Genomic DNA, 22,388 nt, shown 5'->3' with positions numbered 1-22,388 from the left:
CTTTTATTTATTGGTGGAGGCGGTGGGACGTGAACTCCATTAGTTTCCTAATGGCACTGACTATATCTTGAACTTCCTTCGGAAGTCCTCTGGCGTATTATGAAGGTAAAGTTTATATACATTTTCCCTTCATCCTAGTACTGCATATCCAAACGGACTTAGCAGCCTATGAGTCGATACAGGGCTGTTGGATTTCTCCACATACCCCTCGGTGTTAGCATAGCCTAAAAGCCTTAGCCTTCACCGATTAAGCCAGATTTTCACCTGTAGATCGCTCTACAGGGCGACTCAATCTGAATCGAACCCACGTCCGAAAGCACTTTGTCAAGAGCTTCTCCGAGCGCAGTTGCTGTACTACATTTCGCCAAGAATGACGCCCAGCAACAGGCTTCATTCTCAGCTATCTCCAATTAATCTACTATAGGTCGGAGAACCCCTACAGCAGTTCCCTGCAATTTATGACACTTACACTCTAATAGGCAGGTCTATTAGAGGAAGCGGCCGCGTATTTCCTTACGCAGCTAAAGCGTAATTATCGTTTGCGTTTATTTTTAAATGCCACTTTTAACGTTGCTTGGCGACAACGACTCGCTACTCTTGACTCCATGCCCCCGTCGAAACCATATTCGCCCCCAAGTCAATATATATTATATTTTATATTTTTATCAATCTCTACAACTAATAATTGTTTTCTAACTGTACTTCGCACTTAAATGTTTTTGTATCCTTCTTTCAGCATCTCTCTTAGCAATATCATGTCTTTTATCGTATAATTTCTTTCCTTTAGCTATTGACAATTCTAATTTTACTAGCCCATTTTTTATATATACGCTTAAAGGTATCAAAGAATAACCCTTTTGCGTAGTATAGCCAATCAACTTATTTATTTCTCTTTTATGAAGCAATAATTTCCTTTTTCTCAATGGATCAGTATTGTAAATATTTCCCTGTTCATAAGGACTTATATGCATATTATTAATAAATACCTCGCCATTTTCTACAACAGCATAGCTATCCTTAAGATTAACTCTACCTTGTCTTATTGACTTTACCTCTGTACCTGTTAAGACAATACCTACTTCAAAGGTTTCTTCAATAAAATAGTCGTGCCTTGCTTTTTTGTTTCTTGCGATTACTTTTATATTATTACCTTTTCCCATATTTACCACCACAACATATTTAGTGCAAAGGTAATTGTAACATATATAACTATCTTTGTCAATACATAAAAATCACAGGCTTAGCATGAACGCTAAGCCTGTGTTCTACATATCGTATCAGTCAATTAGTTTTACTCTACAAATATAAAATCAATCTCTCTTTTATCTATATCTGCTTTCATTACTTTTACTTTAACTACATCCCCTATTTTATAAGTTTTTTTAGTTCTCTCACCAATAAAGCTATGATTAAACTCGTCATATATATAATAATCGTCAACTAAAGTACTTATATGAACTAAACCTTCGATAGTGTTATCTAACTCGACAAAAATACCGAATGGCATAACACCAGATATTATACCCTCGTAAATTTCGCCAAGTCTTTCTGACATATATTCTACTTTCTTCAAATCTTCAGTTTCCCTTTCAGCCTCATCCGCTATTCTCTCTCTTATAGATGATTGTTCAGCTACATGAGGTAATTTCTTCTTTAACTTTTCAATTTTGCCCCCTTTCAATTCACCATTTATAAAAGCTTTTATTATCCTATGAATCTGCAAGTCAGGATATCTTCTTATAGGTGAAGTGAAATGACAGTAATATCTTGCTGCTAATCCAAAATGACTATCAGGTTCAGCACTATATCTAGCTTTTTTTAACGATCTAAGCATTAATGTATTTATTACTGTCTCTTCCTTAGTGCCTTCTACTTTTTTCAACAAATTTTGAAGTTCTTTCGGATGGATTTGCTGAATACCCTTTAGATGATATCCAAAATTATGAATAAATTTATTAAATTCATTAATTTTTTCTTCATCTGGATCTTCATGTATTCTATATACAAATGGAATTTGCGACCAATACATATATTCTGCTACTGTTTCGTTACAAACGAGCATAAACTCTTCAATAATTCTATTTGCTATTCTTCTTTCTGCTTTCTTAATATCTATAGGTTTTCCATTTTCATCTAAAATGATTTTTGCTTCATCAAAATCAAAATCTATGCTACCTCTATTTTCTCTTTTTTTCCTTAATATATTACACAATTCCTCCATAGCCTTTAAATCTTCTAGAATATGACTATACCTTTTCTTTAATTCTTCATCATTATTTTCTAAGAGATTTGAAATATCGGTATAAACCAATCTTTCTTTACTTTGTATAATACTTTCTACAATTTCATGGTCTACTACTCTACCATATTTATCAATTTCCATAAAAACGCTTAAAGTAAGTCTAGGAACTCCTGGATTTAAACTACAAACACCATTTGATAATTTTCTTGGAAGCATTGGAATAACTCTATCAACTAAATATACACTTGTGCCTCTCTTTAAAGCTTCTTTATCTAAATGAGACCTTTCCTTTACATAATAAGTTACATCAGCAATATGAACCCCTAATTTAAAATTTCCATTTTCTAATCTTTCAATTGATACTGCGTCATCTAAATCTTTGGCATCTATTCCATCTATAGTGAAAATGTTTTTATCTCTTAAGTCTAAACGTCTATTTATCTCTTCCTCAGGAATTTCTTCAGGTATGCTATCAGCTTCTCTCAAAACTTTTTCAGGAAACTCCTCTGTAAGACCGTATTTTTTAATTATTGCCAATATATCTGTACCTACATCACCTTTGTAGCCTAGTATTTCTATTATCCTACCTTCAGGATTTCTCCTTTTTTCAGGCCATTTAGTAATTTCAACAACAACTTTTTGATTTGTCTTAGCTCCATTTATTTCTGCCTTTGGAATAAATACATCCATACTTATCCTGTTATCATCAGGAACCACAAATCCAAAATGTTTACTCTTTTCAAATGTCCCTACTATTGTCTTATTAGCTCTTTCAAGTATCCTTATAATTTCTCCTTCTTCTCTCTTGCCTCCAAAACCTCTACTTATTACTCTTGCTACAACTCTATCTCCATGTAATGCTCCATTTAGATCTTGTGAAGGTACAAAAATATCTTTAATCTCTTTATTATCAGGCACTACAAAGCCATATCCTCTAGGATGTCCCTGTAAAGTACCTACAACCAAATTCATACGCTCAGGTACACCATATCTGTCATTTCTAGTTTTTATGATTGTACCTTCCTTCTCCATTACATCTAACAATTTGTAAAAATCATTTATTTCGTTATCTGCTATTTCAAATATCTTTACAAGCTCTTCTTTAAGCATTGGTTTATATGCTTCTTCTCTCATAAATTGTACAATTTTTTCTTTTGTACTCATAACACAATACCTCCAAACTATTACAATCCTAATTCTTCTGAAATTTCTTGCATAGAACTTAAACCTATTTCAATAAATTCTTCTAACTCTAAACCTAATTCTTTACAAGCAGCAATTTGATCTCTATTTGCACCTTTTGCAAAAGATTTTTCTTTAAATCTGTTTAGCACAAATTTTGTATCAATTTTATTTAATTTCTTTTCAGGTGATATTAAAGCTGCTGCAACTATTAGCCCTGTTAATGGGTCACTTGAGTATAGTGCTTTATCCATTAAACTATTTCTTTTTAAACCATGCATATCATTATGCACCTTTACTGCATAAACTATATCATGATCATAACCTAACTTTTCTAACATTTCTGCACCAATTAGACTGTGCTTTTCCGGATTCTTAGCTGTCTTTTCATAATCTATATCATGCAATAGTCCCGCAATCCCCCATTTTTCTTCATCTTGTTTTAATTTCCTTGCTAATCCTTTCATAACTGCTTCTGTAGCTAACATATGTTTAATTAAATTCTTATTTTTTACATTAGCATTTACATGTTTTAAAGCTTCTATTCTATTCATTAGAATACCCCCCATTCAAATTTTTAATAAGTTTATTTCAATTAAAAATTTTTTAATTTCATTAAATACTTTTTCTCTTTCTAAATCTAAAGTTACTACATGACCACTTTCTTTTAAATATACTAATTTTTTAAGCTCAGAACCAACTTTTTCAAAAATATATTCAGCACTTTCATATCTTACAGTTTTGTCATTTTTTGATTGAATTATAAGTATTGGAGACTTAATTTTTCTTAATCTTCTCTTAGTAATTCTGATTAATTTTAATAAATGAGGAATTGCAGCTACTGGTGTCCTATCGTAACTTATACAGTAATCTTTTAGATCATCATCAAATTTTTTCTCAGGCTTTGGTATATATTTTTTAAAATACTTGATTACTCTTGCAAAATACACTTTTCTATTTACTATTTTTATAGGTGCAGCAATGCTAACTACTGCATCTACATTGAACCTTTCTGCTAATTTAAGTGCTATAATTCCACCCATCGATAATCCAATTACAACTACCTTATCACATTTATGCATCAAATCTATCAACTCTACTTCTGCCGATGATAACCAATCTTTCCAAGTAGTCTGTTCCATGTCTTCAACTGTAGTTCCATGCCCTTTAAGCAATACCCCTTTTACTGTACAGCCTTGCTTATTTAGAAATTCTCCTAATAGTCTCATTTCTGCTGGAGAACCTGTAAAACCATGAATTAATAAACAGCCAATATTGTTTCCTCTAAAATAAAATGCCTTAGCATTATCATGCAAATATTTCATTTTTAACACCAACCTTTATTTGTTTCTATTCCATATTATAGCATATTTTGTTTGCATAAAGATTTAATTTTAAACAAATAATGGTTAATAGCTGTCATCTAAAAAAAATTGGGACTGTTATCAGCCCCAATCATAATTAATGCTATATTTTACTACCTTCATTTTGAAAATCTATTTTATTAAACAAATTGACATCATAGGAATACATATTTTTATTTTTTTCATCATGGCTCTTTATTGCAATCTCTATTAGCTCATTTATAAGTTCTTTAAACGATATACCCTTTGGCTCCCATAGATAATAAGCTATTGAACCAGGCATTGTATTAATCTCATTTACATATATATTATTTTTATCATCCAATAAAAAGTCAATTCTTGCTATACCTCTGCAGTCGATTGCCATAAAAGCTTTTTTCGCTAATTCTTCTATTTTAACCTTAATATCATCAGGTATATCCGCTGGTATTATTCTCCTGCCATTTTTAGTTCCTTTAGTATTACTCTTAATATACTTGTCTTCAAATGATAATAATTCTTCCCAACCAACAGGTTCCTCACAAACTGAAGTTTTTAATTTATCATCATATCCAATAACTGAACAATTTATTTCTCTAGGTTTTTCTACCCCTTTTTCCACAATTATCTTTCTATCATATCTAATAGCTACTTCTACTGCTTCTATCAGATTTTCTCTATCCTTAGCTTTAGAAATTCCAATACTTGAACCTAAATTAGCAGGTTTCACAAAAACTGGATATCCTAATGTATTTTCTATATCTTCAATTAATTTTTCCTTATCTTCTTCCCATCTACTTCTGTAAAACCAAATATAATCAACCATTGGCAACTCATATGACTTAAAAACAGACTTCATCATAACTTTATCCATTCCAACAGATGAAGCTAATACACTACCTCCTACATAAGGTATATTCATTAATTCAAATAACCCCTGCAATGTACCATCTTCTCCATTAGTCCCATGAACTGCAGGAAAAATTACATCTAAAGTTTCTAAAATTTTCTTGCTAAAAAAATTAGTTTTCTCTGGATGAGAGTATATTTTATGGTTATTGTAGTTTGGAGTTATAACTACCTCTCTGACATTCTTAAAATCTTTATTTTTAAAGTTTTCAAATTTGCTTAATGAGTCACCAATAAGCCACTTACCTTCTTTATCTATATATATTGGTATAACTTCATATTTTGACTTATCAATATTTTCTATAACTTGTAACCCTGTTATAACGGACACTTCATGCTCAACACTTCTGCCACCAAAAATTACACCTACTCTTTTTTTCATAAAAAACCCTCCTAAAAATTATCGTCAATAGTCATTCGCCATTCGCTATTCGTCAAATTAATAATCAAAAGAATAAGTTTTCATAAAACATTTGACATTACCTAAAATCAAATGATTACTCATTGTATGTATCTGGTAAATCATTTTCAAATAAAACTACGTCGCCAGGTTTCACTAACTCCTGTAATTTTATAGTAGCTTCGTTTAATGTATTAACTACAAAAATATTATCTTTACTATAATTCATTTCTCTTAATCCATCGAAAATCGGTTTTGTTCTATTTTGTCCAATAAGAATTACATAGTCGCATACGTTAGCTATATTTTTACCGAACTCTTTATTAGCTTCAGCCTCTTGCTCTCCTAACTCAACCATACCAGGAGTTACTATTATTTTTCTTCTATTTTTAAACTGATTAATCACATCAAGTGCAGCTTTTGCTCCTACAGGATTAGAATTAAATGCGTCATCAATAACAATAACCCCAGTACCTGGATTTATCAGTTGTAATCTATGTGGAACAGGTTCTACTTTTTCTATACCTCTAGCTATCTCATCTAAAGTCAATCCTAAAGCTCTAGCAACAGCAGCTCCTGCAAGTAAGTTCTGTATATTATGTTTGCCAAGCAATTTTGTTTTACACTTGATAGAATTTCCTTCTCTATCATTAAGTATGAAGCTAGAACCAAACTCTGATACTTCTAAATCTGTAGCATAAATATCTAATTTTTCAATATCTTCCATTCCGTATAATATCTTTTCCTTAAAAGTTTTATCAGCAAGCTTTCTAATATATTTATTATCATAATTAAAAATCGCAATACCTTCTGGTGGCAATTCTTCGATTAATTCATACTTAGTTTTCATTATGTTTTCTACATTCTTAAACGTTTCTAAATGAGTAGGCCCTATAGCTGTTAAAACTCCTATTTTAGGATTTGCGAGTCTAGCTACTTCCTTAATATCACCTATATTCCTTGCTCCCATCTCTACAACAAAAACTTCATACTCATTAGTCAAATCATTATTAATAACTTTACTGATACCCATTGGAGTATTATAACTTTCTGGTGTTTTTAATACTTTATACTTTTCTTGTAAAATCGTTGATGTTATAAATTTCGTACTTGTCTTTCCAAAACTTCCTGTAATTCCTACAATTTTTAAATCTTTAAAAGTTCTTACTTTATCGTAAGCTTTGTCGTAGTAATATTTATTAATCTTCTTTTCTATTGGAGCCACTAATATATTAGCCAATATCATATTATATGGTTCAAAGTAATATATAGTGCTTAACAAAAACAAAACTAAAGGATAAGTATAGTACTTATCATAAAGTAGCATTATTAAAATAATATTTGCTATCAAAATTTCAATTATTATTACTACAAAGTTTGAAATAAACAATCTTTTTGCTCTTTTAGTAAATACTAATTCTTTTTTCGCTTTCTCTTTTTTAAATTCAATTGAATAAATTATGCCGCTTATCCAAATCAACATAAATATACTTAATAAAATATCAGTTTTAACGATAATTGAAGAGATAATATAAATAACTGTAATTATCACAATACTGAAGAATGTATATTTCTGTTTGTTAGAAAAGGTTTTATAGTTAAATTCATTAATCCATTTTTTAAAATTATTATTTTTATACCCTTCAAGTTGTATCATATGTAAAAAATACTTACTTCTATGATATACAGCAAAAGCCCAAACTCCAAATGTCAGGACAAAACTTAATTGCCAAAATATTTTATCCATTTAATCCACTCTCCTCTAAGAACTTATCAACAATTACTATAAATCTATTATATTGGTCAAGATATGAAAAATGCCCTGCATTTTTCAAAACAACTAAACCACTATCTTCAATTTCCTTTTCCATAATCTTACCCATATAAACAGGGGTTGCTTCGTCATTTTCACCCCATATCAGTAAAGTAGAAGCTTTTATCCCTCTAAGTAAAGATTTCAAATCTTCATTAACAACCTTTACTAAAATTTTTCTCATATCACCAGCTTGTTGATAATCTTTGGAACCGAATTTTTTATAAAACCTTTCCATAGCTTTTTCTTTATCTTTCCAAAAGAATAGCAACCTGTATAAAAGCTTTAAAGTCTTAAAAGTATAAACTTTAATATAATACTTCAAAGTTCTCTTCGGTATTAAACCAGCACTATCAACTAATATCATTTTTTTTATGAGTTCGGGATATTTATTAGCTAAAACTATTGAAACTCTGCCTCCAAAAGAATGCCCTATTAATATAACTTCTTTCATATTCATTTTGTCAATAAATTTTTTTGTCAGCCTAGCATAATCATAAACTCCCCATACTTCATTAGGCTGCTGACTCTCACCGAACCCTGGAAAATCTATTGCGTAAACTCTAAATCTATTTTTTAAATGATTAAAGACTGGTAGAAAACTATCTATATTTCCACCCCATCCGTGTAATAGAAGTATGTTTTTTCCTTCTCCTTCACACTTATAATTTATTGTTAAACCATCAATGTTTATTTTCATCTATATCACCCTACTGTTTAAAATTTCTATTACATATTATTATGTTCATCTACTTGATTATAACTAATTACTTATTTAAGTATACCAAAACTTTTTATATTAGTCGATAGTCGTTAGTTAATAAGCTAATAACTTAAACTGTAGACAAACTTTATATAATTATGAAAATATAAGCGAATGCTTAAAGAATTTAGTTGAAAAAACTAGGTAAAAATTTTAAAAAAAATCCGTAGGTTTGACAGGATGTCAAACTAGCATCCTACAAGACAGGATGTCTTGATTAGGTGCGTTAGGATTTTCTAAAAATTTGAGCCTAAAGTTTTTTCTAAATTCTTTCGCATGAGTATTATTTTCATAAGTAATTTAACTATCGGCTTTACTAAAAAAAAACCCTTCTCTAAAAGAGAAGGGTTTTTTTGCTAGAATAATTTTGTTATTAAACCACCAAACTTTAAGAATAATGGTGCGAATACTAAAGCAACAATAGTCATAAGCTTAATTAATATATTTATAGATGGTCCTGAAGTATCTTTGAATGGATCACCGACAGTATCTCCAACAACTGCTGCTTTATGAGCCTCACTACCTTTACCACCATGATGTCCTTCTTCTATATATTTCTTAGCATTATCCCATGCTCCACCTGAATTAGCCATGAAGATTGCCATAAGAACACCAGTAACTAAAGCACCTGCTAAAAGGCCTCCTAGAGCTTCTGTTCCTAAGATTATTCCTGTTAAAACTGGAGCAAGTACTGCTAATAAGCCTGGAACCATCATTTCTCTTAATGCAGCAGCTGTACTGATATCAACACATCTCTTATACTCAGGTTTAGCTTTACCTTCCATAATACCTGGTATAGTTCTAAATTGTCTTCTAACCTCTTCTATCATACTGAATGCAGCCTTACCTACTGCTTCCATAGTTATTGCTGAGAATAAGAATGGTAGCATTCCACCTATTAATAAACCTGCAATAACTGTTGGGTTTGTTAAATCTATACTAGCTAATTTAACTGCTTGAGTATATGAAGCGAATAACGCCAATGCTGTAAGAGCTGCTGAACCTATAGCAAACCCTTTACCTATAGCAGCTGTAGTATTTCCTACTGCATCTAGTTTATCAGTTATATTACGCACTTCTTTTGGTAGCTCACACATTTCTGCAATACCACCAGCATTGTCAGCAATTGGTCCGTAAGCGTCAACTGCAATTGTCATAGCAGCAGTTGATAGCATACCTACCGCAGCTAATGCAATACCGTATAGTCCTTCACTTGCACTAACTGCTCCACCACTAGCGTAGAAAGCTATTAGGATACCTACAGCGATAACTAAAATTGGAAGAGCTGTTGATAACATACCTACAGCTAAACCGCTAATAATGTTAGTTGCGCTTCCTGTTTCTGATTGATCTGCAATTTTTCTTACTGGTTTAAAATCTCCTGAAGTATAATACTCTGTAAGTTGTCCTATAATGATACCTACGATTAAACCAGTTACAATTGCTGCAAATGGCTTAAGTGAACCAAGTAATGAATTGCTTAGGAAAAATGCAACTACAATCGTAATTATTCCACTAACATAAGTACCCATTTTTAAAGCTTTGTGTGGATCTGAATCTTCTTTTCCTCTAACAAAAAATGTACCAATAATAGATGCTACTATACCTGTACTTGCTAAGAATAATGGATATAATGCGCCATTTATATCAAAAGCTAATAATCCTAATGTAATTGCTGAAATTATAGAACCTACATATGATTCGAACAAGTCAGCACCCATACCTGCAACGTCCCCAACATTGTCACCAACGTTATCAGCAATAACAGCAGGGTTTCTTGGGTCGTCTTCAGGTATACCAGCTTCTACTTTACCAACTAAGTCCGCTCCAACGTCTGCAGCCTTAGTATAGATTCCACCACCAACACGACCGAATAGAGCTATTGATGATGCTCCCAAACCAAAACCTGTAATTATCGCAGGATCTTTAAATATTAAATATAAAGATCCAACACCTAATAAACCTAATCCAACAACTGCCATTCCCATAACTGCTCCACCTGAGAATGCTACATCTAAAGCTTTGTTCATTCCTGACTCTTTTGCTGCATTTGCAGTTCTTACATTTGCTTTAGTAGCAACTCTCATTCCAAAGAATCCTGCTAAAGCAGAAAATACTGCACCTATAATGAAACAAATTGCTGTATACCAGCCTATACCAACCCCTAAAATTACAAATAATATTGCAACGAAAATTACAAGTGTCTTATACTCTCTTGATAAAAATGCCATTGCTCCTTCCTGTATGTAGGAAGATATTTCTTTCATTTTATCAGTTCCAACATCTACTTTATTAATTGAAGCTGCTTTGTAGTAAGCAAAAATTAATGCTACAACACCAATTATAGGCACTATTATATTCAATTTAATACCTCCCTTATTTAATTTTTTATTGTAAAGCTGCAAGTACTAATGCAGATAATACGAAAATAATAGCTGAAATACTAGTAACTTTACTTAGTATTCCTTCATAAGTTCTACCTTTATTTTTTCCCCATATACTTTCAGCACCACCAGCTATAGTTCCTGATAAGCCAGCGCTTTTACCAGATTGTAATAATATACTTGCTATTAAAACTAAACTTGAAACTAAAATTAGTATAGTAAATAGTATCTTCACCCTTACACCTCCCCACCTAATAATTAACAAAGCTATTTTAACATAGGATATTAATAAAATCAATAAATTTGTTCAAATAAATAAGGGTAGCATATACCTACCCTTATTATTGGCAAAAATTTCTTTTATATTCACTAAAGTAATTATTTAAGATTGTAGAATACTTCCTTACCTTTATATTGAGCAGTTTTACCTAACATATCCTCAATTCTTAATAACTGATTGTATTTAGCAACTCTATCAGTTCTTGAAGGTGCACCTGTTTTAATTTGACCAGCATTTGTAGCTACTACAAAGTCTGCAATAGTCGCATCTTCTGTTTCACCTGATCTATGTGATACAACTGCAGTATATCCAGCTCTTTTTGCCATTTCAATTGCATCTAGAGTTTCTGTAATTGTACCAATTTGGTTTAGCTTAATAAGAATTGAGTTAGCAACACCTTTTTCAATACCTTTTGATAATCTCTTAGTATTAGTTACAAATAAGTCGTCACCTACTAATTGTATTTTATTGCCTAATTTTTCAGTTAATAATTTCCATCCTTCCCAATCTTCTTCATCTAAACCATCTTCAATTGAAATGATAGGATACTTTTCAACTAAGTCACTATAGAAGTTTACTAATTCTTCAGCAGTTAACTCTTTTCCTTCACCAGCTAATCTGTAAACTTTCTTCTCTTTATCGTAAATTTCAGTTGCTGCAACATCTAATGCTAGTGCTATCTCTTCACCTGGTTTATAACCAGCTCTCTTAATAGCTTCAACAATAGTTGCTAATGCTTCTTCGTTTGATCCAAGGTTTGGAGCAAATCCACCTTCATCACCAACTGCTGTATTTAAACCTTTTTCTTTTAGAACTTTCTTTAAATTATGGAAAACTTCTGCACCCATTCTTAAAGCCTCTCTGAAGTTTGGTGCTCCAACAGGCATTACCATAAACTCTTGAATATCAACATTATTATCAGCGTGCTTACCACCATTTAAAATATTCATCATTGGTACTGGAAGAGTTTTAGCATTTACTCCACCCAAATATTGATATAAAGGCATACCTAATGCATCTGCTGCAGCCTTTGCAACAGCCATTGAAACGCCTAAAATAGCATTAGCACCTAATTTACCTTTATTCTCTGTTCCATCTAACTCTAACATTTTCATATCTATTGCAACTTGATCAAGAGCATCCATACCAATTATTTCAGGAGCAATTATTTCATTTACATTCTCAACAGCTTTAGTAACACCTTTTCCTAAAAATCTAGTTTTATCATTATCTCTTAATTCTACTGCTTCAAAAGCACCAGTTGATGCACCTGATGGTACTGCTGCTCTTCCCATCGCACCACTTTCTGTCCAAACTTCAACTTCAACTGTTGGATTTCCTCTTGAGTCTAGTATTTCTCTAGCATAAACATCAATTATCATTGTCATTTTAAATTCCTCCTTTTTACTTTATATTTTAGTTATTAGTTAATAGTTTTTAATCTATAGTTGTTAATAACTTATAGACAAGTATCTAGTATAGCTACTTTATCTGACAATTAGTGACTGTCCTGTCATTTCGTTTGGCTTTTCTATACCCATCATATCAAGTATAGTTGGAGCAATATCAGCTAGTATACCTTCTCTTAATTTTACATTTCCCTCACCTATAACTATACAAGGAACCTTGTTTGTAGTGTGAGCTGTTATTGATTTACCTGTATTTTCATCTATCATTTCTTCAGCATTACCATGGTCAGCTGTAATAATGGCTTTACCGCCCTTTTCCACTATTAATTTAACAACATCCCCTAAACATTCATCTATTGTTTCAATAGCTTTAACTGCTGCTTCAAATTTACCTGTATGACCTACCATATCTGGGTTTGCAAAATTTAAAACTATAAAATCATATTTATTTTCATTTATTCTCTTCATTACTTCTTCTTTGACTTCTACTGCACTCATTTCAGGTTTAAGATCGTATGTTGCAACCTTAGGTGAAGGAATCAATACTCTTTCTTCTCCTTCATTTGGTTTTTCTACACCACCATTGAAAAAGAAAGTAACATGAGCGTATTTCTCAGTTTCAGCTATCCTTAACTGCTTTAATCCTTTTTTGCTTAAATATTCACCTAAAGTATTTACATAAACCTGTGGTTTATATGCTATTTCTACGTTATTAATAGTTTTATCATATTGAGTCATACACACAAAATACACATTTACCTTTTTATCTCTAACAAATCCATCAAAGTCATCATCAACAAAAGCTCTAGTTATTTGTCTAGCTCTATCTGGTCTAAAATTGAAGAATATTATTGAATCATTATTCTCTATTACTTTAATAGGATTATTGTCTTTTACTATAACAGTTGGTATAACAAACTCATCTGTTATATCTTCGTCATAAGATTTATTTAACGCTTCAATAGGTGTCGAAGCTACTCTACCTTTTCCTAGCACCATAGCATCATAAGTTTTCTTTGTTCTATCCCATCTTTTATCTCTATCCATTGCATAATATCTACCTGATATAGTGGCTATTTTCCCAACACCTAATTCTGAAAGCTTATTTTCTAATTCCTCAATATATTTCTTAGCACTTTTAGGTGGTACATCTCTACCATCCAAGAAACAATGGATATATACATCTTTTAAGCCATATTTTTGTGCTAGTTCTAAAAGTGCATATAAATGTGTATTATGACTGTGAACACCACCATCAGATAATAAACCCATTAAGTGTAAGCTTGAATTGTTCTTCTTAGCATTTTCAACTGCTTTTATAAACTCCTGTTTTTCAAAAAATTCACCATTTTCTATTGCTTTGCTTATTCTAGTAAATTCTTGATAAATAATTCTACCTGCACCTATATTTAAATGTCCTACTTCTGAATTACCCATTTGACCTTCAGGTAATCCTACCGAAAGCCCACTAGCTTCTAGTTTGGTACTAGGGTAATTCTCTAATAACATTTTGTAATTAGGTGTGTTAGCTTTCAAGATAGCATTTCCTTCATAGTCCTTGCCTATTCCCCAGCCATCAAGTATTATTAGAGCTACTGGTTTGTTAGTCATTTTTTTCCTCCTCATTAAAAGTTTACAATATTAATAAAGTCTTCTGCTTTTAGACTTGCTCCGCCTACCAAAGCTCCATCAATATCGGATTCATTCATTAACTCAGTAATATTATGAGGTTTTACACTACCTCCATATTGTATTCTTACTTCTTCAGAAATATCTACTCCATATTTATTTTTAATTGTCTCTCTAATAAAGAAAATCATATCATTTGCATCTTTACTTGAAGCAGTTCTTCCAGTACCTATTGCCCAAATAGGCTCATAAGCAATAACTATATTAAGCATATCTTCAGCACTTACATTTTCTAATGCTTTGATAACCTGCTTACTAACAACATCTTTTTCTATATTCTTCTCTCTTTGCTCAAGAGTTTCCCCAACACAAATAATAGGCTTTATCCCATACTTTAAAGCTGAAAGCACCTTTTTGTTAACAGTCTCATCAGTTTCATTGAAATATTGTCTTCTTTCAGAGTGACCAATTATAACATAATCAATTCCTATTTCTTTTAACATTACAGGAGAAATTTCTCCTGTAAACGCACCTTTTTCTTCCCAGTGCATATTTTGAGCTCCTAATTTTACTTTAGTATCCTTAAGCTCTTTCTTTATTTCATTTAATGATGTAAAAGGTACACATACAACTACTTCAACATCTGTATTATCAGCTACATCTTTAATTTCTCTAACTAACTTAATGCCTTCTTCAATAGTATTATGCATTTTCCAGTTTCCAGCTATTATAGGTCTTCTCATAATGCTCCCCCTTACTTATTATCAATCGCTGCAATACCAGGTAGTGTTTTTCCTTCAAAGAATTCTAAAGATGCTCCACCACCAGTTGATATATGAGTCATTTTGTCGTTGTATCCTGTTTTTTCAACAGCTGCAGCACTATCTCCTCCACCAACAATAGTTACAGCATCTGATTTTGCCATAGCTTCAGCTATTGCTTCTGTTCCCTTTGCAAAGTTCTCCATTTCAAAAACACCCATTGGTCCGTTCCATACAACAGTTTTAGCTTTTAATATTTCTTCAGCAAATATTTTTCTTGTTTCTTCTCCTATATCTAATCCCATCATATCTGCTGGTATTTCTTCAACCTTTACAGTTCTAAATTCAGTATCATTCTTAAATTCTTTTGCTACAACAGTATCTACAGGTAATAATAGTTTTACTCCCTTTTCCTCAGCTTTTGCCATAAGCTCTTTTGCTAACTCTATTTTATCCTCTTCTAAAAGAGATTTTCCGATTTCATATCCTTTTGCTTTTAGGAATGTAAACATCATTCCTCCACCTATTAATAAACTGTCTACTTTATCCAATAGATTTTCGATAACACCTATTTTATCTGAAACTTTTGCCCCTCCAAGTATAGCTACAAAAGGTCTTTCTGGATTTGACATAGCCTTACCCATAACTTCAATTTCTTTTTTAACAAGATATCCTACAGCCGATGGTAAATGCTGACTAACACCAACATTTGAAGCGTGTGCTCTGTGAGCTGTACCAAAAGCATCATTTACAAAAAGGTCAGCTAATGAAGCTAATTCTTTTGCAAACTCTTCTCCATTTTTTGTTTCTTCTTTTCTATACCTAGTATTTTGTAGTAAAACTACATCTCCTTCGTTCATTTCTGCAACAGCTTTCTTAGCATTTTCCCCAACTACATTATCATCAGCTGCAAAAATAACCTCTTTATTTAAAAGTTCAGATAATCTCTTTGCTACTGGCTCTAAACTGTATTTAGGATTAGGCTCTCCCTTTGGTCTTCCTAAGTGTGACATTAATATTACTTTACCACCATTATTAATTATGTATTCAATTGTAGGAATTGCACTTCTAATTCTTCTATCATCAGTTATTTCACCATTTTCATTCATTGGCACGTTAAAATCACATCTTACTAGTACTTTTTTACCTCTAACATCTAAATCTTCAACTGTTCTTTTATTTAACATACTACCCCTCCTTAAAAATCGTTATTGGTCGCTCGTCACTCGCTTTTCGTTAAATTAGAAAGTTAAAAACGAAAAACACAAATTTTTCATAAAACTTTTGATATTAACGAAACTCTTTTTAAAGGTAAAGCCGGTTTTGTAGATAACTACAAAACCGGTCAGCATCTTTTATAGTCCTCTTTCAATAATGTATTTTACTAAATCAACAACTCTTGTTGAATATCCCCATTCATTGTCATACCATGAAACAACTTTCACCATATTTCCACCGATTACCATAGTTGATAAAGCATCAACTATTGATGAATGAGAATCTTTTCTGTAATCAATTGATACTAGTGGTTCATCTGAATATCCTAAAATTCCTTTTAATTCTCCTTCTGCAGCTTCTTTTAAAGCTTTATTTACATCTTCTACAGTAGCTTCTTTCTCAACTTCGAATACTACATCTACTACTGAAACTGTTGGAGTTGGCACTCTCATTGCCATACCACTTAATTTTCCTTTTAATTCAGGTAATACTAATGCAACTGCTTTAGCTGCTCCTGTAGTAGTAGGAATGATTGATTCAGCAGCTGCTCTAGCTCTTCTTAAGTCTTTGTGTGGTGCATCTAATATTCTTTGGTCATTTGTATATGAGTGAACTGTAGTCATTAAACCTTTTTTGATTCCAAATTTCTCTAATATAACTTTAGCAACTGGTGCTAAACAGTTAGTTGTACAAGAAGCATTTGAAATTATATTGTGATTTGCTGGATCATAATCTTTTTCATTTACACCCATAACTATTGTTACATCTTCACCTTTAGCAGGTGCACTAATTATAACTTTCTTAGCTCCTGCTTTAATATGTTTTTCTGCACCTTCTCTGTCTCTGAAGATACCAGTTGATTCTATTACTATATCTACTCCTAATTCTCCCCAAGGTAAATTTTCAGGATTTCTTTCACTTAAAACTTTTATTTTCTTTCCATTTAATACTATATAATCTCCTTCTACTGCTACAGTTCCTTCAAATTTTCCAAAACATGAGTCATATTTAAATAAGTGTGCTAAATCTTCTGGTTTAGCCAAGTCATTGATTGCTACAACTTCAAATTCAGTAACTCCATTTTCTAATGCTGATCTTAAAACATTTCTTCCTATTCTTCCAAAACCATTAATACCAACTTTAATAGCCATTGTATACTCCTCCTTTATATTTTTTGCTACACAATGTAGCTTATTTGACTAATTCTAATATTTTTCTAGCTGCTCCCTCATCTGTAATTAGAGTCATATCTCTCTTAAGGCTACAAATAGCAATTATAGCTTCAGCTTTACTTACACCACATGCAACTCCAACCACATTTTTTAAATTCTCAAAATCTACTAGAGATAAACCTACTGAATTTGATTCCCAAACTTTTTCTCCTTTTGTATTAAAGTAATGTCCAAAAGCTTCTGCAACTGCACCTCTATTCTTTAATTCTTGGATTATTTCTGGACTAAGCTGCCTTCTTCTTGCCATAACATCTGCTCTACCTATTCCAAATACTAATACATCTAGCTTCTTTATAGCTTCAACAATCTCTCTAATTTCTGGTATTTGCAAAAGTGCGTCAAGAGCTTCTTTCCCTATATTATCAGGTACATGTAGTAATTTATAATGCCCACCTAGCTTTTGTGCTAGCTTTGCTGCTACATTATTAGCCTGTACCTCTACATTCCTTCCAAGCCCACCTCTAGCAGGAAGTACAAGTATATCATTTTCTCCTTTTTGATTTGGCATTTCCTCAGCGAGTTGAGCCATTGTAGTACCGCCAGTTATTCCTATAATACTATCGTTTTTTATGATTTGCTTTAAATACTTAGCTGAAGCTTTACCAATATCCTTTAAAATTAAATTATCCTCATCATAATTACCAGGTACTACTATAACATTGTTAATATTTAATTTTTCCTCTAATTTTTTTTCTAATCCATTCAAACCTTTTAATCTATGTATAAAATCTTTCAAATCCTCAATTATTATTTTGCCTTCTTCAGTAACATTCATACCTTGAGATTTTATTTCCAATAAACCCTGTTTTTTCAATATGTTAACTTCTGTTCTTATTATTCTCTCACCAATATTTAAACTATTAGCTAACGTTCTTCTGCCTATTGGTTGATTATAATATATCTTTCTTAGAATATTATACCTCTTTTCTAAAATCTCAATCATTTCAGGTACAATTTTTCTTTGTAGCTCTATAATATCTTTCATAATTTCTCTCTCCTTATGGACTTATGGTGTCCACAATGACAGTATATGTCCCACATAGTCCATTAAATAATTAATAAAATATAGGAATAATTACAAAACCTATGGACGTTTAATGTCCCGCGTATATTTATTATGTCCCATTGCTTATAAAAAAATTTACCAACAACTATATTATAATCAATATATTTTTAAATTTCAAGATTAGAAACCTTATTTTTTCTTTAATATCTTTTTCTTAAATTTGAAGAAGGAATGTTTAATTCATCTCTATATTTCGCTACAGTTCGTCTAGATATTTTTATGTTTTTCTTTCTTAATATATCTGTTATTTTTTGGTCACTCAATGGCTTTTTAGGATCCTCATTTTCTATTAACTCTTTTATCATAGATTTAACACTAGTTGAAGAAATTTCTCCTTCATTCGCTGATACTCCTCTTGAAAAGAAAAATTTCAACTCAAATATCCCTCTAGGAGTTTGTATATATTTACCATTTATTGCTCTACTTACTGTAGATTCATGTATTTCTAACTCATCAGCTACCATTTTTAACGATAAAGGCTTTAAAGCTATTTTTCCCTTTTCAAAAAACTCTCTTTGATGTCTAACTATTGCCTCCACTACTTTGTAAATCGTCATTCTCCTTTGTTCTATACTCTTAATTAACCATAAAGCAGAATCAAGCCTACCTTTTATAAATTTAGCAATATCCTCTTCAATTGCTTGATTAAGTAGCCTTCTATAGTAATTATTCACAGTTAATCTAGGGGCTGTTATATCATTTACATGTATAATATATTCACCATCAATAATCTCTAAAGTAACATCAGGCTTTATAAACTTAACATCATCACTACTGCTTATAAAACTTCTTCCTGGCTTCGGCTCAAGAGATTTAATTAAATCACATATCCATTGTACCTTTTTTATACTAATACCCAATTCTTTTGCAATTTTAGTAAGTTTGTTACACCCAATCTCTTCTAAATAACTATCTAAAACTTTGTAAACGTATGGGTCCTTTATTTTCCTATCTTCTAACTGTATTTTTAGACACTCCTTCAAATCTTTAGCTCCTACTCCAACTGGATCAAAAGTCTGAATTATCCTTAAAACGTTTTCAACTTGATTATTTTCAATTTTTAACTGATTTGCTATCTCATCAGTTGTAACTCTTAAATAACCATTTTCATCTAAACTTTCAATTATAAATTCACCTATTTTTTTATCCATTTCGTTAAATAACGTCAGATTCAATTGAAACAAAAGATGTTCTTTAAGTGTAGTTTTATATGTTATATAATTTTCTAAAATCCAATCGTTACTGTCATTCTCTTTATAACCACTATAACTTATGTCATCATATTTTCCTAAGTATTCTTTCCAATTGATTTCAGTTTTTAATTTATCTAAATCTATCTCTCTTTCTACCTTACTTTCTCCAGATTCAACTTCTAATAATGGATTTTTTTCTAATTCTTCCTCAATAAACTTTAGCAATTCAAAATTTGTAAACTGTAATATTTGAATAGCTTGTCTTAATTCAGGTGTCATTATTAATTTCTGAGACTGCTGAAGACTCAATTCAAATCCAAGTCTCATATATTTCACTCCTAAAATGTTTAATTTATTACTATATCTATAGTATTAACTACTAGTTTATGACTAATTTGTTTCTTTAAATATTATATCAAAAAAAACACAAAATAAAAGCTCTCTGCCTTATTTGACAGAGAGCAAAATACCTTTTTTATATTATCTTTCACCTTTTTCATAAGGTATACCATCTGCTGCTGGAGCAACAGCTCTACCTACTACACCAGCTAAAGCTAAGATTGTAGCTATATAAGGTATTGTTTGTAAAAACTCTGATGGTATAAAACCTAATCCAAGAGTTGATGCTTGTATTTGAATCGCTTCTGTAAATCCAAAGAATAAGCAAGCTAGAAAAGCTCCTACAGGATGCCATTTACCAAATATCATAGCTGCTAATGCTATAAAACCTTTCCCTGCAGTCATACCCTCTCTGAATAAGCTTATCGCACCTAGTGATAGAGCTGAACCTGCAATTCCTGCTAATGCACCACTTATCATAACACATATATATCTAATCTTATATACATTAATACCTACTGTATCAGCTGCTCTCGGATGTTCACCAACTGCTCTAACTCTTAATCCAAAAGGTGTTTTATATAAAACATAATATGAAACGATAACTGCTAATATAGCTAAATACACAAAAGGTGTTAGCTGAGAAGTTAAATCTCCAATAATCGGAATTTTATTTATTAATGGTATTGGTTTAGCTCTTATCGCACTTTCAACCGGATCAGTTTGACCTGACCTGTGCCATACCATTTCTAATAAGAAAGCAGTTAAACTTGCTGCAAGTAAGTTTATTGCAACTCCAGTAACTACTTGATCAGCTTTAAGATGAATAGCTAAGAAAGCAAGAATTAAAGAAGTCAATATACCAACGATAGCCGCAACTAATACTCCTAACCAAGGTAAATCTGTAAATTCAGTAGTTAATATTGAGAAAAATGCCCCGTTTATCATAATACCTTCAAGCGCTATATTAACAACACCAGACCTTTCAGAGAAAACTCCTCCTAATGATGCGAAAATAAGTGGCGTTGCTAATCTTAAGGCTGATGCTACTACAGCTATTATAACTCCTAACACTTAATTCACCCCCTCAACGTTGCCTTTTCTATTTCTGCGTTCTCTTATTTTAGATACAAATTTAACAATTCTCTCACCTGCTATGAAAATGATAATTATACCTTGTATGATTCCAACTACTTCCCTTGGAATACCTGCAATTTGCATTTTTCTAGCACCATTACTCAAAATACCAAATAAAAGTGCACTAGCTAATACTCCAAGTGGATGATTTTTACCAACTAAAGCAACAGCTATACCTGTAAAACCATATCCAGGTGAAGCAGGAGCCATATCTACTTTATATGTTAAACCTGCTACTTGTGTAGCACCTGCTAATCCTGCAAACATACCTGAAATAACCATCGCTAATATTAGATTTTTTGAAACACTTATTCCACCATATTCTGCTGCATAAGAGTTTTGTCCAACTGAACGTATTTCATATCCTAAAGTTGTTTTAAATAATATAAAGTATGCTGCAATAGCGCAAATTATAGCTATAAATATACCTGTATGAACACTCGAATAACCAAACCAAGGTATAATTTCTCTTAATTGAGTTAACCTTGCAGATTCAGGTAGTAAAACAGTATGAGCTTTTTGTGTAGTTCCCTCTAAAGTAGAAGGGTTTAAGGCAGTTCTAACAAAGAAATTACTTACATGAATACTCGTATAGTTAAGCATTATTGTAGTTATTACCTCGTGTACCCCTAACTTTGACTTAAGAAAACCTGCAATTGATGCCCAAAGCGCACCACCTAAAGCACCTATTATCATAATTAAAGGTATAAGTATAAATCCTGGTAAATCTCCAAATACAGAATTAAGTATATAACCAGCAGCTACTGTAGTTAACGCTCCAATTACATATTGTCCTTCAGCTCCTATATTAAATAAACCACATCTAAAAGCAAATGAAACTGCTAAACCAGTAAATATTAATGGAGTAGTTTTTAAAAGCGTTTGCCCGAACTTGTCTAAACCTCCTAAACTACCACTAAAAAGTGCCCAATAAGCAACTAAAGGATTGTTACCTGTCCAAATAATGAATAAGGCACCTATTAAGAAAGATAATAAAATTGCTAATAATGGGAATTTTATGTTTTCAATAAATACTTTTAACTTGCTATCCTTTTCCATTGTTTCACCTCACCTTATTAATATTACAA

18 protein-coding genes and 1 other RNA gene are annotated in these 22,388 nt (G+C 31.6%); all 19 read right to left on the bottom strand.

Annotated features, from left to right (window positions below; all coding sequences use genetic code 11):
- Positions 1-294 precede the first annotated feature (294 nt).
- Positions 295-625: a transfer-messenger RNA gene (gene ssrA, locus BFN48_RS01760) on the bottom strand.
- Positions 626-692: 67 nt separating this feature from the next.
- A complete protein-coding gene (gene smpB, locus BFN48_RS01755; RefSeq protein ID WP_069649155.1) occupies positions 693-1,160 on the bottom strand; it encodes an SsrA-binding protein SmpB in 468 nt (155 codons plus the stop codon).
- Positions 1,161-1,291: 131 nt separating this feature from the next.
- Entirely contained in the window at positions 1,292-3,406 is a 2,115-nt protein-coding gene (gene rnr, locus BFN48_RS01750) for a ribonuclease R (RefSeq protein ID WP_069649154.1), read from the bottom strand.
- 20 nt (positions 3,407-3,426) lie between these two features.
- Complete coding sequence (locus BFN48_RS01745; protein ID WP_069649153.1) at positions 3,427-3,978, bottom strand: HDIG domain-containing metalloprotein; 552 nt, start codon at positions 3,976-3,978, stop codon at positions 3,427-3,429.
- A 15-nt stretch (positions 3,979-3,993) separates the two neighbouring features.
- Complete coding sequence (locus tag BFN48_RS01740) at positions 3,994-4,749, bottom strand: alpha/beta hydrolase (protein WP_069649152.1); 756 nt, start codon at positions 4,747-4,749, stop codon at positions 3,994-3,996.
- Between the two features lie 142 nt (positions 4,750-4,891).
- Positions 4,892-6,058, bottom strand: coding sequence for a D-alanine--D-alanine ligase family protein (locus tag BFN48_RS01735; RefSeq protein ID WP_069649151.1), 1,167 nt, complete (start codon positions 6,056-6,058; stop codon positions 4,892-4,894).
- A gap of 115 nt (positions 6,059-6,173) precedes the next feature.
- Positions 6,174-7,823 carry a UDP-N-acetylmuramoyl-tripeptide--D-alanyl-D-alanine ligase gene (locus tag BFN48_RS01730; RefSeq protein WP_069649150.1) on the bottom strand — a complete coding sequence of 550 codons (1,650 nt, stop codon included), beginning with the start codon at positions 7,821-7,823 and terminating at the stop codon, positions 6,174-6,176.
- Entirely contained in the window at positions 7,816-8,589 is a 774-nt protein-coding gene (locus BFN48_RS01725; protein WP_069649149.1) for an alpha/beta fold hydrolase, read from the bottom strand. The genes BFN48_RS01730 and BFN48_RS01725 overlap by 8 nt, the downstream gene beginning before the upstream one ends.
- 419 nt (positions 8,590-9,008) lie before the next feature.
- A complete protein-coding gene (locus tag BFN48_RS01720; RefSeq protein WP_141706117.1) occupies positions 9,009-11,021 on the bottom strand; it encodes a sodium-translocating pyrophosphatase in 2,013 nt (670 codons plus the stop codon).
- A 19-nt stretch (positions 11,022-11,040) separates the two neighbouring features.
- Entirely contained in the window at positions 11,041-11,271 is a 231-nt protein-coding gene (gene secG / locus BFN48_RS01715) for a preprotein translocase subunit SecG (protein ID WP_069649147.1), read from the bottom strand.
- Between the two features lie 143 nt (positions 11,272-11,414).
- Positions 11,415-12,704, bottom strand: coding sequence for a phosphopyruvate hydratase (gene eno / locus BFN48_RS01710; protein ID WP_069649146.1), 1,290 nt, complete (start codon positions 12,702-12,704; stop codon positions 11,415-11,417).
- A 99-nt stretch (positions 12,705-12,803) separates the two neighbouring features.
- Positions 12,804-14,336: a 2,3-bisphosphoglycerate-independent phosphoglycerate mutase gene (gpmI, locus tag BFN48_RS01705; RefSeq protein ID WP_069649145.1), complete on the bottom strand. Its 1,533-nt coding sequence runs from the start codon at positions 14,334-14,336 to the stop codon at positions 12,804-12,806.
- A 14-nt stretch (positions 14,337-14,350) separates the two neighbouring features.
- A complete protein-coding gene (gene tpiA, locus BFN48_RS01700; RefSeq protein ID WP_069649144.1) occupies positions 14,351-15,097 on the bottom strand; it encodes a triose-phosphate isomerase in 747 nt (248 codons plus the stop codon).
- 11 nt (positions 15,098-15,108) lie between these two features.
- Entirely contained in the window at positions 15,109-16,302 is a 1,194-nt protein-coding gene (locus BFN48_RS01695; protein ID WP_069649143.1) for a phosphoglycerate kinase, read from the bottom strand.
- Between the two features lie 168 nt (positions 16,303-16,470).
- Positions 16,471-17,484, bottom strand: coding sequence for a type I glyceraldehyde-3-phosphate dehydrogenase (gene gap / locus BFN48_RS01690; RefSeq protein WP_069649142.1), 1,014 nt, complete (start codon positions 17,482-17,484; stop codon positions 16,471-16,473).
- Positions 17,485-17,524: 40 nt separating this feature from the next.
- Complete coding sequence (locus tag BFN48_RS01685; RefSeq protein WP_069649141.1) at positions 17,525-18,550, bottom strand: sugar-binding transcriptional regulator; 1,026 nt, start codon at positions 18,548-18,550, stop codon at positions 17,525-17,527.
- A gap of 221 nt (positions 18,551-18,771) precedes the next feature.
- Entirely contained in the window at positions 18,772-20,151 is a 1,380-nt protein-coding gene (gene rpoN, locus BFN48_RS01680; protein WP_069649140.1) for an RNA polymerase factor sigma-54, read from the bottom strand.
- 153 nt (positions 20,152-20,304) lie between these two features.
- On the bottom strand, positions 20,305-21,237 hold the full coding sequence (locus BFN48_RS01675; protein WP_069649139.1) for an ABC transporter permease: 933 nt from the start codon (positions 21,235-21,237) through the stop codon (positions 20,305-20,307).
- Positions 21,238-22,359 (bottom strand): ABC transporter permease, encoded by a 1,122-nt coding sequence (locus tag BFN48_RS01670; protein WP_069649138.1) that lies wholly within the window; start codon positions 22,357-22,359, stop codon positions 21,238-21,240.
- Positions 22,360-22,388: the final 29 nt, after the last annotated feature.

The sequence above is a fragment of the Caloranaerobacter ferrireducens genome, assembly GCF_001730685.1.
Classification (GTDB): Bacteria; Bacillota; Clostridia; order Tissierellales; family Thermohalobacteraceae; genus Caloranaerobacter; species Caloranaerobacter ferrireducens.
Note: the sequence above shows the minus strand (reverse complement) of the source record. Positions and strands in the feature narration are given on the sequence as shown.

Coding starts and splice junctions, on each gene's coding strand:
- smpB (WP_069649155.1), bottom strand. CDS start 1,160: ATGGGAAAAGGTAATAATATAAAAGTAATCGCAAGAAACAAAAAAGCA.
- rnr (WP_069649154.1), bottom strand. CDS start 3,406: ATGAGTACAAAAGAAAAAATTGTACAATTTATGAGAGAAGAAGCATAT.
- BFN48_RS01745 (WP_069649153.1), bottom strand. CDS start 3,978: ATGAATAGAATAGAAGCTTTAAAACATGTAAATGCTAATGTAAAAAAT.
- BFN48_RS01740 (WP_069649152.1), bottom strand. CDS start 4,749: ATGAAATATTTGCATGATAATGCTAAGGCATTTTATTTTAGAGGAAAC.
- BFN48_RS01735 (WP_069649151.1), bottom strand. CDS start 6,058: ATGAAAAAAAGAGTAGGTGTAATTTTTGGTGGCAGAAGTGTTGAGCAT.
- BFN48_RS01730 (WP_069649150.1), bottom strand. CDS start 7,823: ATGGATAAAATATTTTGGCAATTAAGTTTTGTCCTGACATTTGGAGTT.
- BFN48_RS01725 (WP_069649149.1), bottom strand. CDS start 8,589: ATGAAAATAAACATTGATGGTTTAACAATAAATTATAAGTGTGAAGGA.
- eno (WP_069649146.1), bottom strand. CDS start 12,704: ATGACAATGATAATTGATGTTTATGCTAGAGAAATACTAGACTCAAGA.
- gpmI (WP_069649145.1), bottom strand. CDS start 14,336: ATGACTAACAAACCAGTAGCTCTAATAATACTTGATGGCTGGGGAATA.
- tpiA (WP_069649144.1), bottom strand. CDS start 15,097: ATGAGAAGACCTATAATAGCTGGAAACTGGAAAATGCATAATACTATT.
- BFN48_RS01695 (WP_069649143.1), bottom strand. CDS start 16,302: ATGTTAAATAAAAGAACAGTTGAAGATTTAGATGTTAGAGGTAAAAAA.
- gap (WP_069649142.1), bottom strand. CDS start 17,484: ATGGCTATTAAAGTTGGTATTAATGGTTTTGGAAGAATAGGAAGAAAT.
- BFN48_RS01685 (WP_069649141.1), bottom strand. CDS start 18,550: ATGAAAGATATTATAGAGCTACAAAGAAAAATTGTACCTGAAATGATT.
- rpoN (WP_069649140.1), bottom strand. CDS start 20,151: ATGAGACTTGGATTTGAATTGAGTCTTCAGCAGTCTCAGAAATTAATA.
- BFN48_RS01670 (WP_069649138.1), bottom strand. CDS start 22,359: ATGGAAAAGGATAGCAAGTTAAAAGTATTTATTGAAAACATAAAATTC.